7 protein-coding genes are annotated in these 16534 nt (G+C 42.4%); 6 read left to right on the top strand and 1 reads right to left on the bottom strand.

Annotated elements, in window-relative coordinates; all coding sequences use genetic code 11:
* The 5 genes from BMX50_RS04685 to BMX50_RS04665 all read left to right on the top strand — a co-directional run bounded on the left by BMX50_RS04685 (position 1) and on the right by BMX50_RS04665 (position 9081).
* A complete protein-coding gene (locus BMX50_RS04685; RefSeq protein ID WP_091208273.1) occupies positions 1–468 on the top strand; it encodes a hypothetical protein in 468 nt (155 codons plus the stop codon).
* Positions 469–518: 50 nt separating this feature from the next.
* Positions 519–2339 carry a hypothetical protein gene (locus BMX50_RS04680; protein WP_143065086.1) on the top strand — a complete coding sequence of 607 codons (1821 nt, stop codon included), beginning with the start codon at positions 519–521 and terminating at the stop codon, positions 2337–2339.
* 100 nt (positions 2340–2439) lie between these two features.
* Positions 2440–4641 (top strand): alpha-galactosidase, encoded by a 2202-nt coding sequence (locus BMX50_RS04675; protein WP_208864642.1) that lies wholly within the window; start codon positions 2440–2442, stop codon positions 4639–4641.
* A gap of 87 nt (positions 4642–4728) precedes the next feature.
* Entirely contained in the window at positions 4729–6867 is a 2139-nt protein-coding gene (locus BMX50_RS04670) for a family 20 glycosylhydrolase (protein WP_091208268.1), read from the top strand.
* Between the two features lie 372 nt (positions 6868–7239).
* Complete coding sequence (locus tag BMX50_RS04665; RefSeq protein WP_143065085.1) at positions 7240–9081, top strand: RICIN domain-containing protein; 1842 nt, start codon at positions 7240–7242, stop codon at positions 9079–9081.
* Positions 9082–9123: 42 nt separating this feature from the next.
* Here the strand turns inward: BMX50_RS04665 and BMX50_RS04660 are convergent, their stop codons facing one another.
* Complete coding sequence (locus tag BMX50_RS04660) at positions 9124–13107, bottom strand: hybrid sensor histidine kinase/response regulator transcription factor (protein ID WP_244280849.1); 3984 nt, start codon at positions 13105–13107, stop codon at positions 9124–9126.
* 353 nt (positions 13108–13460) lie between these two features.
* On the opposite strand from BMX50_RS04660, the gene BMX50_RS04655 reads away from it, so the two are divergent.
* Positions 13461–16529: a SusC/RagA family TonB-linked outer membrane protein gene (locus BMX50_RS04655; RefSeq protein WP_091208263.1), complete on the top strand. Its 3069-nt coding sequence runs from the start codon at positions 13461–13463 to the stop codon at positions 16527–16529.
* Positions 16530–16534: the final 5 nt, after the last annotated feature.

Here is a 16534-nt window from a genome sequence, read left to right as displayed (position 1 = left end):
ATGAATTTTAACAAAAAAAGCTGTCTTTCTGCATTCATAATTTGTACATGTTTATTGGGTATTGCCCATGCGCAGGGAACTAAAAAGCTTATAATTCAGGATTTTTTAAAAGCGGTGCATGGAAATATGCGTGTAAGCGCCATCCAGTACGAGGGTACCAAAGCATTGAATAAATTTGAGTTCGGGAACAACAGCCTGACAACCGACAGTGCACAATGGTTGCTTAACTTAACCGCAAAACAGGGTGCAAGCCCTGCAATGCTGGATATCACCGCAGATATTACATTAAAGGAAGGCCATGCTGCTGCCACCGCTTTGGAGGTATCTTTTGACTTCAGTAGCTGGAGCAGTAAGAATTATGTTATGGTACCTGCAAGTATGTATAATGGGAGCAGGTATCCAGCTATTGGCAACGGGTACAACGCTCCCTACACCAGGGATATGTACTATAACCCAAAGTACCGCTAACAATTTCAAACAACCCCAGGTTATCGGTAGCACCCAATAAAGCATCGTTGGTGCAGTTACAAACCGGCAATGCAGCAACTCCGGCAATGTGCTTTTTCTCACCCTCACTAAAGAAGGGCTTTATCCTGTTGACCACCCAGCAGACCAGGTTGGGCAACAGCGGTCTTACCATTGCAGAAAATGTAAAACAAGATAGTTGCAGCTTCTGTATTTCGGCGCCTGCAGTGCGCAGATTAGCTGCTGGGTTTGGCGATTTTCATGAAAGTGGCGACAAAGCATATGACTGGAAGCCGGGCGACCGTGTAAAAATAACGATGAGGGTATATGTATTTGATGCCGGCAATATCCCCGATTTACTCAGGAAATTCATGCAGGTCCGTAAGGATGTAACAGGCACAAATCATCCCCGTAATATATTACCTATGAGTGAATTACTCGCTGTAGGTTCGGCCATATGCAGCGGTAATTTTATACATGTTCCTGCCGGCAGTTACTACAAGCCTGAAAATAATGACGATTTTCAGTTGGGTTGGGTGAGCGGTATGATGAATACTTATCCTATGCTGGCGCTTAATAATCAAAAAGAACGTGAGCGGGTAGCAGAGGAGATCGATTTCGTAGTGAATAAACTTCAGGGGAAAAGTGGTTTCTTTTATGGTGGAATAGAAGCAAACGGCCGCCTCCTTTTTGAAAAAATGCACCCTGATTTTCCGGAGGGCCAGGCTATGGTACGCAAAAACAGCGATGCTTTACTGTGGCTGATGAAGCATTTGTTGCTGCTCAAAGCGCAGGGTTTTGGAAATGTAATTAAACCTGAATGGGAATCGGCAGCGAAAAAACTGGCCGACGCTTTTAGTAATACCTGGAAAAAATACGGCGAATTTGGGCAGTACATCGTACCAGAAACAGGGCGGATCGCTGTGTTCAACTCAACGGCCGGGGCAATAGCGCCCGGCGGACTGGCTATCGCCGCAAATTACTTTAACCATCCGGAGTGGCTTACTGTAGCCAGGGAAGCTGCAAATTATTATTACCGGCGCGATGTGGTAAACCAGGGTCTCACCGGCGGCGATTGCGGTGATATTAGTATGGATGCTAATTCGGAATCAGCATTTGGCTTTTTAGAATCATTGATGGCCTTATACAACGTTACCGGCGATAAAAGCTGGTTGCAGAAGGCTGAGGTAGAAGCTGCGCTTTGTTCAACCTGGGTATTGTCCTATGATCCTGTTTTTCCTTCTGGTAGCCAGATCGCAAAGTTGAACTGCCATATGGCAGGGGCAGTTTGGGCCAGCATTCAAAATAAACATTCGGCTCCGGGTATTTGTGAAGCGTCGGGCGATTACCTGTTCAAATTATATCGTGCAACGGGTAACAAATTATATGCAGATTTAATAAAGGATATTCAACATGCACATGCAGAAGCAGTAAACATGCCCGGTCATTATACTACAAACAATCTCATCGGATCGAGCATGGAACGAATTCAACCCAGTGACGCCGAAGGTAAAGGCAGCGTAGGCAATTTCATAAATACCCGGAACTCCTGGACGGAAACGAACGGTATGTTAATGGCCATTGAACTGCCCGGAATTTATCTACAGACAGATAAGGGAAAGCTCCTGGTTTTTGACCATGTGGAAGCTTCCGTTTTGAAGAGGGATAAGAAATCGACCACGCTGCTGGTTAGCAACACTACCGGGTATGATGCCAATGTTGCCGTTTTTGCAGAAAGCGCTACTCTGGCTCAGAAGCCGCTGTCGTATACAGCCTTTTTAAACTGGCCTAAGGCGATGGTAAAGGCAGGACAAAAAGTACAGGTGCAAATCACAAAGGGCAACAAAATTTTGGCTATTAAAACACTTAACTAAGAATATGATAAATAACCGCTATTATCAGCATTCGTTCTGATTGAACACGTTACGCGAATATTATTACTTTTAAAAAATTGAACAAATTGAAAAGAAATAAATGAAAAGAAAGCTGTTTTTTTCGACGATTGCTTTTTGGGGCATCATCAACATCGCCAGTTCACAAGAAACGAATAATAAATTACCTGCCTGGAAGGAAAATGGCAGACCGTCCCTTTCTCAGGACTGGCTGGTAAACCCTGTTCAGCAAAAAGCTGATGTTTACGCTGATGGCAAAAACATTATTCTGAGTAATGGTTTGGTAAAAAGGACCTTCCGGATTCAGCAAAATGTGGCTTGCATTGATTACAGCAATATGAGTAACGACCAGCAATTGCTAAGGGCTGTAAAGCCTGAAGCGAAGTTAACTGTTGATGGCAAGGAATATAATATCGGAGGCCTTTACGGGCAAAAGGAGAATGCCTATCTGCTGCCCGAATGGGTAAGCGGATTCAAAGGCAATGAAAATGATTTTCAGTTTCAATCCTTTTCGGTAACAGATATTCCTCCTTACATCCGCTGGAAACCGCGAGGGTGGGCGCTGAATACTGTTCCCGGCTCCGGTAAAATGCTGTCTTTTATTTATAAATCAAATGTTGACGGCTTAAAAGATCTGCTTGTTACTGTACATTATGAATTGTATAATAACATTCCTCTTATTGTGAAATGGCTTTCGGTTCAGAATAAAGGAAATAAAACTATAAAGTTAAACAGGATAATAAATGAAGTACTTGCAACAGTAGAGGAAGAAAGTGCCGTAGTTGGTTCGCCGACGCAAATGGAAAAACAGCACGGCCTTTATCTGGAGACTAACTATGCCTTTAATAACTCTATGCGATATGATATCAGTGACCAAACTACCCATTGGAAAGCCGATAGTAATTATACATCGCAGGTAAATTATGATTATCAGACGCCGTGTTTATTAGAGGTATACCCGGAAAAGGCCACAGGTATCGAATTAGGGAAGGGGCAGGTTTTTAACTCTGTTCGCACTTATGAGTTACTGATGGATAGTTATGACCGCGAAAGGCGGGGATTGGCTATCAGGAAAATGTACAGCACTATAGCTCCATGGACAACTGAAAATCCCATCTTTATGCACCTTGTAAGCCGTAATGATGAAGATGTAAAAAAGGCTATAGATCAATGTGCGGCGACAGGATACGAAGCCCTGATCCTGAGCTTTGGAAGCCATTGCAATATGGAGGATAGTTCGACCACCAATATACAACGCTGGAAAGTACTATCTGATTACGCGCACAGCAAGCATATCCTGATTGGGGGGTATTCTTTATTTAGTTCAAGGCGGATCAGTGATGAAGATGATGTGATTGATCCGGTAACAAAAAAGCCTGATGCGGCTGCTTTCTTCGGTCATGCCCCCTGTCTGGGTAGTAAATGGGGACTGGCCTACCTGGATAAATTGAAATACTTTATCAGCAAAACCGGGTTTGATATTTTCGAAAATGATGGCCCTTATCCCGGCGATGTTTGTGCTTCAACTACGCATCCTGGCCATAAAAACCTGGATGATAGCCAATGGCAGCAAATGGAGTTGCAAAAAGGTTTATATCATTGGTGCAATGAGCATGGTGTTTATGTAAACGCTCCCGACTGGTATTTTCTGGATGGCACCAATAAAATAGCGTTAGGCTATAGGGAAGTCAATTTTTCTTTGCCGCGCGAACAGCAAATGATCCTGAACCGCCAGAATATTTTTGATGGTACATGGGAAAAGACCCCTGCCATGGGTTGGGGATTTGTACCCCTTACCCGGTATCAGGGCGGTGGCGCCGAAGCCGTGCTGGAACCGCTTGCTGATCATTTGAAAGATTATGAACAATTGATGGTGCAATACTACGGGGCAGGAGTTCAGGCCTGTTACCGCGGGCCAAGATTGTACGATACCGAAACTACCCGGAAGATGGTGGTAAATGTCATTGATTGGTATAAAAAATATCGCAGTATTCTGAATTCTGAGATTATCCATCTTCGCCGGGCCGATGGCAGAGACTGGGATGGTTTGCTGCATGTGAATCCGAAATTGATTACAAAAGGAATGCTCATGCTTTACAATCCGCTTAAAGTTGGCATCACAAGAACCATTAAAGTACCGCTGTACTACACAGGTTTAACAAGCTCAGCACTACTCAGGGAGAAGGGAGGGGCGGCCCAAAAGTATGCTGTTGACAGGAAATACGAGATCACGTTAACTTTCAATATAGCGCCCGAGAGTTATACTTGGTTTACTATTGAATAAAACAGGCCAGGCAATATTGCATCATACTTTGATTTTAAAAATGAAGAATTTTCTCTTAACAGGGATATCACATCGAAATTAATTTGAATGACCTCAACAAAAAAATTAATCACATACATCACCTTCTTTGTTTTAATACAATCGGGCCTGTACGCCCAGGTGAATAACATTGCGCCGAACATTATACCGGCGGTTCATCAATGGCAGGCAGGTAGCGGCAGTTTTATTATCAATGCTGCCACGGTAATTAAATTTAAGCCATCTGTATCAACACAAAAAACGGTTGCAATATTCCTCGAAGACCTGGCTGCGTTGCAAGGGAAGGAGCAACAATCCGGGTTACGGGCAAAAAGAGAGAAGAATGATATCGTCATAAAAATCAAACCACAGCGTCACCTAACTCAACTCCAAAGGGAATCTTATCACCTGGAAATAAAACCGGATAAGGTTATTATAAAGGCAATGGATGATGTTGGTGTTTTTTATGCTACCAGGACTTTGCTGCAGTTAATTGAACAGAGTGCCGATAAGCAAAGTATTCCTTGTTATACTATTTCAGATACCCCTGCTTACCCTTTTAGGGGATTTATGCTGGACGTTGGACGCAAATTTTTCCCGATATCGCAGCTGAAAGATTATATATGCCGCATGAGCTGGTATAAAATGAATCAATTACAATTGCATTTAAACGATCAGGCTTTTCACGGCCAGCACTACGCGGCTTTCAGGGTTCAAAGTAAAACATATTCTCAGCTAACAGCAACAGATGGGTTTTACACGCAACAGGAAATCAGGGATTTGATACAATACGCCGCAGATCGTGGCATAAATATTATCCCGGAAATTGATGCGCCAGCCCATGCCATGAGTATTTTGGATATTGCTCCCGAGTTAAAAAATGATAAGTTGCAGGATGGGCAATTGGATGTATTAAATCCAAAAACCACCGCCATGATGGAAAAGATCTACGATGAATTTGTGCCGTTATTTCCATCGCCCTATTTCCATATCGGAACTGACGAATATAGATTTAAAAAGGCCACTACAACGGAAGACCGTAAGGCTTTTGCGGCAGGTTTTTGCAACTATATCAATCATTTCAACAAATACATAGGTGCTAAAGGAAAAAAAGTGATGATATGGTCCGGATACAACGAAATGCCAGGATTTACTCCTATTGATAGCAATATAATTATTGATATGTGGTTGGGCAATAATGCAAAGGAGGAGATTAAAGCAGGGCACCAGGTGGTACAATCAACTGACGGATGGCTGTATATTGTTCCGGGGACAAATTACTATGGCGTAGACAACAAGTTTTTATATGAAAAATGGGCACCTAATGATTTCGGGCCAAACCAGCAGCTAAGCCCGGGCGAACCTGATTTGTTAGGGGCGAAGCTGCATGTATGGAATGATCTTGGGCCAATGGGTTTTACCTATCATGAAACGGCAGAAGAGGTTGCGGTGGCTTTACCTGTAATGGCCGAAAAGCTATGGGGCAATAAAATGTCACCTACTTTTGATGAATTTATAAAGAGAGTTGATGGCCTGAAAAACGTACCGCAAGTAAATGATACAAGGCCACTGGAAGCTCCCAAAAACAGTGATCCAATCATTAATGTTGACTTTAAAGAACATGGTTTACCTGATGCTATTAGTAAACAGTTAATAAAACCTTTAACCGGTTATGAATCAAAATCTGTATTAGCGCTTGATCAACATGATTTTGTTCGGCTAAACTTACAAGCCGACGAGTTAGAACAACCCTGGACATTGAGTTTCTGGGTTAAAAAAATAGATGCCCGCGATACAACTACAGTACTGTTTGAATCGCCTTATGGAACAATTTTTCTGAATCTTAAAGATAAAAAATCAGGTAAGGCCGGTTTAGGTATTGCCCGGACTGTTGGCTATAAAGAGTACGCAGGCGAAGGCGAAGATTTTTACCGCCAGGTATTTAACAACATTGTTCCTGTAAATAAATGGACGCAGATAACTTTGACTGGTGGGCATAATACCTGTACTTTGTATATCAATGGCAAAGAAACGGAGTCAGTCGAAAAGCAATTCGTTTGCCCGCTAAAAACAATAGGAAGCAGCAGCGGCCATCTTTCGGCTTCAGCGTTTTTAACTGATATAAAAGTATTTGGCCGGATATTGAAAAGAGATGAAATAGCAGCATTGTATTTAAATTCTGAGTTGTTAAAATTCGTGTTGTATTAAACGAGGTCTTTTATATTCAACAGTACTGTTGAAATTATAGTTGGTGTTGGCTTGCCGGTTTTATTACTATTTGCGTTCGAGGTTTATTATAAATTGAACAATAGGGTTGTTTCCCTGGCTCCCAGGGAGGAGTAATAGGTGTTGGACTTTTTATTTTGGTAATGGCTGCTTTTTGGCGCAACGTTGAAAAAACTCATCGAAAGGAGCAGGCGGGAGGCCGATCTTGCTTATCTTAAAACTCTAAATATTTATTTGATACGGTATGATAGCATATTGATAATCAGTGATTGTTGTTTTTGTGGTTTAGCATGTTTCTTTGTCAGGCACTCCTCAGGTGCCTAATAAACCAATTACCAATTTATTTAACCATTTATGATGAAGAAAACAATCCTCATGATCATGACGCTGTGCGTCATTCTTTTTTCGTGCAAAAAAAGTACGGAGATTAAATCTGCAAACCTTAAGACCGGCATTATTACGGGAAAACAAAACAAATCGCTATCAGCCAGCGCTACGGCAAAGGCACCACTTTATTGGAACCCTTACGAGTATAATATTGTTCATGACAGCTATATCCCCGAGAATGAATGGCAGGCCAATATTGACTGGGTAAGTACAAATCTCAAATCGTACGGCTACAATATGGTTTGCATCGATGGGTGGGGGGATGATGGCTCCTATAATGCAGACGGCTATCGTACTAAACATGCCAGCCAGTGGACTCATGATTACGCTTACTGGTCATCTTATCTTCAGCAACGCGGCATGACGCTCGGCATCTACAATAATCCCCTATGGGTTAATAAGGCAGCGGCAGACGCCGGTGTGAAAGTTAAAGGCACCAATATCCCTTTGTCCAGTTTAATAAATACATCTGAAAACGCCACCTGGTTTAATTGGGTACAGGTAAATAACCCAGGGGCCGAGCAATATATAAAAGGCTATATCCAATATTATGCGGATATGGGTGTGAAGTACCTGAGGGTTGATTTTTTATCATGGTTTGAAACCGGCCAGGATCAAAACCTGGGCAGGGTTGGCCCAACTCGACCAAAAGCAGATTATGAAAAGGCATTAAACTGGATGAAACAGGCATGTGATTCAAACAACATATTTTTAAGCCTTGTGATGCCCAATTTGAAAAACGATGCAGAACTGGAAAAGGTATACGGTAATATGATCCGTATAAATGACGATGCTGGTTTTGATGCCGGCTGGGGGCGCTTCAACAACCTGAACCGGGGTTTAAGAACTGTAGACGTATGGTCACAGTATGACAATGCTTTTGACGGATATACTTATTGGTCAAAACTTTCGGGGCGGGGTAGTCTGATCCTCGATGGTGATTTTATCCGCCTGAATAAGTTTGCTAACGATGACGAAAAGAAAACAGTTATTTCCTTAAACCTGATGGCGGGTGGCCCGGTCTCTGTTGCTGATCAATACAATTCCATAGGGAGTAACTTATGGCTATATCAAAATACCGAGATGCTGGCGTTGAACCAGGATGGCTTTGTGGGCAAGCCGCTTAGCAATGATCCCACCAATGCCCTAAGCCAGGTATGGAAAGGGCAGATGAGCAATGGCGATTGGATAGTCGGCTTGTTTAATCGCGAAGACAACGCGCAAACCCGCAGCATAAATTTTGCCACCGATCTGGGTGTAACAGGTAATGCCACTGTAAGGGATTTGTGGCAGCATAGTGATTTGGGGGGGATGGGCTCTTATACTATCAGCGTACCTGCCCATGGTTGTGTTATTTTAAAAGTCGCACCCGAAATCGTATCCGGCGGTATTTATAAGATGATTAACCGAAATAGTAATAAAGCGCTTGATGTTTATCAGCAGTCTATAGCCGATGGTGCAATCATTCATCAGTGGGATTATCTTAATGCAAGCAGCCAGCAATGGAAGTTCACCAGCACCGGTAATGGTTATTTTACGCTCACCAACATCAATAGTAATAAGAACCTGGATGTTTACCAACAATCAACAGCAGATAATATTCAGATACACCAATGGACAGCAGCGAGTGTTAACAGCCAAAAATGGACCTTTGTAAGTGTTGGATCGGGGTACTATAAAATAGTAAACCTCAACAGTGGGAAGGTACTTGATGTTTATGGCGCTTCAACAGATAATGGGGGCTTGGTTAAACAATTTACTTATACCGGTGGCAATAACCAGCAATGGATTATTACCAGGATACAGTAAATAAATTCTTTATACCGCCGGGCTATACCGGCGGTATTTTTTCTATTTATCACTTTTTAATTTATTAACATAAACAGATGGGCTGACACCAAATTGCCGCTGAAAATCGCGCGAGAAATTGGTGGGTAAGCTATAACCTATCATGTTGGCCACTTCATTTATCTTAAGATCGCCTTCGGCCAGCAATTCTGCGCCTTTTTTTAGACGGGAAAGATTAATAAGCTCATTCGGTGTCATATCGGATATGCCTTTGATCTTTCTGTAAAGGGTTGGCCTGCTCATGTTCATCATATTTGAAAGCTGGTCTACGTCAAGGTCCATATCGGTTATATTATCATAAATAACTTTGTTCAAGCGATCCAGGAAATCTTTATCCGCTTTTGATACTGCAATACCTTTAATATGGGTAAGCGGCGACCGGGCAAAATACTCTTTCATCATATTCCGGTTCATCAGCAGGTTGCTCACCTGGGCCTGGAGATGTTCAAATGCAAAAGGTTTTTCTATATAAGCGTCGGCACCAACTTCCAGCCCTTCAATTTTTGAATTAAGGGAGTTTTTGGCAGTAAGCAGGATAATGGGGATATGACTGTATTCAACATCGGTTTTAAGCTTTCGGCACAAGGTTATACCATCCATTACAGGCATCATAATATCGCTGATCACCAGTTGAATGTTTTCTTTTTTTAACGTATCAATGGCTTCAATACCGTTATAGGCTTTTAATATATGGTAAGTACCGGCCAGTTCGCGCTGTATATAATTTATAATTTCTTTGTTATCCTCTACAAGCAAAATGGATGGTTTATCTTTTTCCCCCTCATTTTCTTTTTCTAAAGACTCTTCTGCTGGCAGGTTGACCGGTTCTTCGGCCATTTCAAGGTTTATCTCCGTTTCCTGGTGTATGGGTAGCGACAGTAAGAAGATATTTTGGTTGTTTGCTGATGGTTTTAATTCGAGGCTACCCTTGTGTAGTAATGTTAGCGACCGGGCTAAAGGCAATCCTATCCCTGTACCTGCTTCTTTCTCTGTTTCTTTGATGCGATAAAAAGGTTCAAATATCTTTTCCTTCAACTCGTCAGGAACCAAAAAACCGTCGTTACGTACTTCAATCCTGAACATTTCATCCTCGCTGCTAAAAGGCAAAAGTTTGATAGTTACCATTGCCGATGCATATTTGATGGCGTTATTGAAGAGGTTGCCCAGTATTTTCTTTAAAGCCTCGTGGTCAACAAAAGCATGTAGTGTTATCCTTGGTAGTTCCAACTTATAACTAAGCTCCTTTAACTCAGCGGCCGGTTTAAAGGTACTGTAAACCTCTTCCAACAGTTCGTTAATATCCGCTTTCGAAAAATTAAGACTGAATTTATTGGCTTCGGCTTTTCTGAAATCAAGGAGCTGATTGGTAAGCCCAATAAGCCTGTTGGTGTTTTTCTTTATCATGGCAAGGTTCTCCATTGTTTCCGGATTTTCTATTTGACTGCTGATGAGTTTATCAAGGGGCATTTTTATTAAAGTAAGCGGCGTCCTGATCTCGTGGGCTACGTTTGTAAAAAACTCGATCTTGGCGTTATAAATCTCTCGTTCGGTATTGATCTCAATGGTTTCAATACGCCGTTTATTTTTCTCGCTCACAGCCAAATGGTAATATCGTACTATCGTTATCACAATACCTGCTATTACCAGCAGGTAAATGGTATAAGCCCAGGAAGTAGCCCATAGCGGCGGCAAAATATGGACAGCCAATTGCACCACTTTGTTATTCCAAACACCTTCGCTGTTGGCGCCTTTCAGGTTAAATACATAATCGCCGGCGGGTAATTTGGTATAATATATTTTGCGGCTGTCCCTGAACGATATCCAGTTTTTATCAATCCCCTCCATCTTGTATGAATACTCATTCATTTCCGGAATCAAGAAACTAAGCGAAGCAACGTCTAAACTAATGCTTGAACTATTGTAAGGCAATGTTATTGATTTTGTATAAGTTATGGATTTCTGGAGTGCGGAATTAGGTTTGCTAATGCTTACATCAACGTTGTTAACTTGTAATCCGGTAATGTATACCGGCGGGATATATGGATTTCTAACAAACTTTGCCGGATCGAAGCTTACCATTCCTTTTACCGTACCGAAATACATGGAACCATCATTATCCCTGAACGATGAATTGTAATTAAATTGCTCGGTTGGTAAGCCATTAACTGTATGATAGTTGCTGAACGTATTGATTGCCGGATCAAATCTGGCCAATCCCTTTGCTGTTGAGATCCACAGTTTGCCTGCTTCATCTTCCTGCATCCTGAAGATCTGGTTGTCGGGTAATCCAGTTTCGGTGGTATAGTTTTTTATTTGGTTCGTCCTTCCGTCAAGTCTGCTTAATCCGCCTTCGGTACAAAACCATTTGTTGTTGCGGTTGTCAATAAACACACCGTTCACGTAATCATTTAAAATACTGTTTGATGTGCCTGTGCGATAACTGATATGGCCTTTTTTACCGCTCGTACTATTTTGGTAATATATGCCGCTTCCATAGGTACTAACCCATAAGGTACCATCCTGCTCTTCGCGAATAGACTGGATATGCCCAGTAAAAAACGACAGTTGACTGAATGTATCTGAATCCCGGTTATACTTGAAAAGCCCGTTCCAGGTACCCACAAGCAGATCGCCTATATGGGTTTTATAAAGTGTTACTATAAAATTACTGGTGAACGATTTGTTATTTTGAGCCGCGGTATAGTGTTTAATAATACGTTCGGTTCGTAGGTCCATAAGGTCGAGCCCGTGTTCGTAAGTTCCAATCCATAGCCGGTCGCCATCTGCCACCAGGCCATGAATGTTGCGATAGGCAATGCTGCCGGGAGCTTTGCCGGGCAGTAAATGCTTTGTAATGCCTGTTTTCTGATCTATTTTATTCAGGCCTGCGTCTTCCGTTCCAACCCATAAATTACCAAGTTGATCTTTAGTTATTTCGTGGACTATATTACCGCTGAGGCTGTTAACCCCGGGCTCGGGAAAATATTTCTTAAAATTATTGTACTGGCCCGAATAGTAGTTTATCCCGCCAAAGTATGTCCCTATCCAGGTGCCTCCTTCGCGGTCTTTATAGATAGCCGAAACAATATTATCAGTTATCGAATAAGGGTTACTATACTGTTTTTGTACAATTGTGGTATGGCTGCTTTTTTCATCGAATATGTAAAGCCCGTTTTCGGTGCCCAGCCAGTAGGTATTATCATTTTGATGAAAAATAACGTGCACGTGGATATCTCCAAGTGCATGTTGATCCTTTAATGCATTGGTGATGGTATTGTGCTTATAATTGAATAAAACCGCCTGATTCATAGTACCGATAATCAACGCGGTATCTCCCATCGGGTAAATCCCCTGTACTGTAGAGAATTTACGTCCTTTATTGGCGTTCGATAGATCGTAACTGGCCAACTGGCGGCCCGCTGTATTATAATGGTTAACAAGGCCCTGATTAGTCGCCGTCCATAACGAGCCGTCGCGGGCCATATTCATGGTAACGGTGATGTCGTTTTTTTGAGGATAGGCCGTTAGTTTATTAGTCAGTTCATCATACTGGTATAAATTAAGGTTGGATATGATCCAGATGTGGTGCTGTTTATCCCCGGCAATGTACCTTACCTCGCCTGGAGCAATTAGTTTGAAGGCACTGAATGTTTCGGTAAGCGGATCGAAAATATAAATTCCTTTGTAAGTGCCAACCCATAGTTTTTCATTCCTGTCTTCATATAAACTGAAAATAGAGTTACTGCCTATACTGGTACTGTCTCCCAGTTTATTGCCAAATAACCTGAACACGTTGCCATCAAAACGATTAAGGCCATTGCGGCTGCCAAACCACATGAACCCTTTTTTATCCTGTAAAATACTGGTGATGGTATTGCTGGATAAACCGTTTTGAACCTGGTAGTTTTTAAAATAATAAGATGCCTGCTGGCATTGGGCAACAGCAAAATAAAAAACCTGAAACAGTAAGATATAAGCTTTTTTCAAAATCAATTTATAATTCCGCCCGTGTTGTATGGCCTTGCTTTTCCAAGTTATGCGATTAATTAAGGATTATACCGGTTATGTAAATATAGTGACATTGATTGTTTGATATTTCCCGATTTAAACTTTGATACATTTTGAATTTAAATTGAAATGCTGTGATTGTAAGCTCAGTTAGTAAAGCTCTTACTTAGTGCCAGTCCAATACGGCCCGAACAGGCTTTGCTATAAACCAATTAAACAACATCAATATGAAGAAATTTTACAACACGCTTTTTTAACCTTTCATAATAGCAATTACTACAACCAATTGAAAAGGCTTCCTATGCCTTTAACTATAACCTAAAATACGATATATGAAATTTCGTTTACGAAAATTACATGCTGGCCTATACCCCAGGGTATTAGTCCTATGTCCGCTTATAGCGGCATGCCCATTACCCGCTTTTTCAAATGCAGCCATCAATAAAGCGCCGGTAACCATAAACGCCGTACAAACCATAGCCATAACCGGTAAAGTTACTGATGCTGCAGGCCCTATGCCGGGTGTTGCTGTTACCGAAAAAGGAACTTCGAACGGGACACTGACGGATGCCTCAGGTAACTATAAACTAACTGTTAAAGATCATAATGCTGTACTGGTGTTCAGTTTTGTGGGATATGCTGCCCGGGAAGTTGCAGTAGGGGATCAAACAGTGCTTAATGTGATGCTAACCGAAAATGTAAAAGCCTTAAATGAGGTGGTAGTAGTAGGTTATGGCACGCAAAAGAAAAAGGATGTTACCGGTGCCGTAACTTCGGTAAATGTTAAAGAAATTGCATCACAACCGGTGCCGGATATTGGCCAGGCTATTGAAGGCCGTGCCGCCGGTGTGCAGGCTGTTACTTCTGGTTCGCCTGGTAGTAATGTTACGCTGAGAGTGCGCGGTGTTGGTACCATCAACAACAGCGACCCGCTGTTGGTTATAGATGGCGTGCCTACCGATGTTCCGCTCAATACGCTTAACCCTGATGACATCGCTTCATTGGATGTATTGAAAGATGCCTCTGCTTCGGCAATTTACGGTTCGCGCGGCGCAAATGGGGTAGTGTTGATCACTACAAAAAAAGGTTCAGCAGGAGCAAGTCATCTCAATGTTAATGCATTTGCCGGGGTTCAGCAGGCTACAAACGTTATAAAGCTGTTAAATGCCAGCCAGTTTGCACAGCTGAACAATGAATTGTTGACTAACAATAATCAGTCGACCAATCCTGCTTATGCTGATCCTTCTTCATTAGGCGTGGGTACTAACTGGTTAAATGCGTTGTTCAAAAAATCTCCTATTCAAAGCTATACCATGTCCTATTCCGGCGGTACGGAAAAATCAGACTATTATGTTTCGGGTAGTATACTTGATCAAAAAGGAATTGTTACAAACACAGCCTACCGCAGGTACACCTTGCAATTCAATGGCAACGACAAAGTACTTAAATGGTTGAAATTCGGTCATAACATTACCTTAAATCATGACGAAAAGCCGAGCGGAGCATATGATATCCGCGCAACCATGGCCGCCAACCCTGCACAACCCATTTTCAATGCCGATGGCAGCTACTCGGGACCGGTTGGACAACCCCAGTTTTATGGCGATGTGAAAAATCCTATCGCAACTGCTAAACTGGTTCAAAATAATACTGAAGGTTACAACGTGTTGGGATCTGTTTTTGCGGAGGCTACCATTATCCCGGGTTTGACCTTTAAAAGCACTGCGGGCATACAGGCGTCATTTTTTAACAGCCGCAGCTGGTCGCCAAAGTATAATTACCAGCCAATTCCGCAGCCTAACTCTTACCTGGCCGAGCAGTACAATAAAAGTATTACCTATACCTGGGACAACTTCCTTACCTACGATAAATATTTCGGCGAAGATCATCACCTTACCGTTTTAGCCGGTACCGACGCGCAAACCAACAGTTACCATTTTGCGGGCGGCAACGTAAGCGGTTTTGCCAGCGATGTTACCCAGCAACTCAATAACGGCACATTAAACCCGGTACTTAACGGCGATGGTTCAGAATGGGCTTTGCTGTCATACGTTGGCAGGGCCAATTATGCTTATAAAGACAGGTACCTGGTAACCGGTACCATAAGGCGGGATGGTTCATCGCGTTTTGGGGATAATAATAAATATGGTACGTTCCCTTCCGGTTCCATCGCCTGGCGCATATCCCAGGAGCCTTTCTTTAAAAAGGTTACTTTTTTTGATGATCTGAAACTTCGTGCCGGCTACGGTACCACCGGTAACCAGAATATCGGTAATTATTCGTTTGCATCTGTGCTGACTTCGGCAGTTTACAATTTTAATGGTACAGTTGTGCCGGCGCAAATTGCTTTAAACGCGGCTAATCCTAACCTGAGGTGGGAAACAGTAAAACAAAGCAATATTGGTTTGGATGCAACCTTTTTTAAGCAGCGTATCACTGTAAATATTGATGCCTATATCAAAAAAACTACCGGAATGCTGGTGCCCGTTAACCTGCCTATTTCAACCGGGTATTCAGGGGCCGCGCCGCCAAGCAATGCCGGTGATGTAGAAAATAAGGGTATTGAATTTTCGGTAGCATCAAAAAACATAACCGGTAAATTCAATTGGACTACAAGCGCTAACATTTCCTTCAATCAAAATAAGATAACCGCCTTAAGCGATAACACTTCAATTTTTGGCGGTAACATTGGTCTCAACGGTAATATTAATATTAACGCCGTAGGCAGGCCAATCAATAACTTTTACGGTTTTGTAACTCAGGGCATTTTTCAAACCCAGTTTGATGTGGATGCGCATGCCGCACAACAAACCGGAGCCGACCCGTATAACCGCACCTCTCCGGGCGATATCAGGTTTAAAGATCTTAACAATGATGGAGTGATCAATGATGCAGATCGTACATTTATCGGTAACCCCAACCCCAAATTCATCTACGCCATGAACAATACCTTCAGCTATGCTGGGTTTGACCTAAGCGTGTTTTTACAGGGGGTGTACGGGAACAAGATTTTTAACGCCAACAATGTATACCAGGAAAGCATGGCTGTTGCCCAAAATCAAACCATCAGGGTTTTGGGCCGCTGGGAGGGACCTGGCACCAGCAATACTATGCCACGGGCTATTTATAACGACCCGAATAAAAACTCCCGCATTTCTGACCGCTTTGTAGAGGATGGCTCATACCTGCGCATAAAAACGGCCACATTAGGCTATACCTTGCCCAAAGAGCTTATTAAAAAGGCTGGTTTTACAAATGCTCATATTTATGTAACGGGCCAAAATCTGTTCACATTCACTAAATATACCGGCTTCGACCCAGAGGTGGGCAGCAACGGTATCGACTTTAGCGTTTATCCCGTTACGCGTACTATCAGCTTAGGTATCAATTTAACACTTTAACATTT

Origin of the sequence: Mucilaginibacter gossypiicola (assembly GCF_900110105.1) — a bacterium.
Classification (GTDB): Bacteria; Bacteroidota; Bacteroidia; order Sphingobacteriales; family Sphingobacteriaceae; genus Mucilaginibacter; species Mucilaginibacter gossypiicola.
This window is presented reverse-complemented; position numbering and strand designations above follow the sequence as displayed.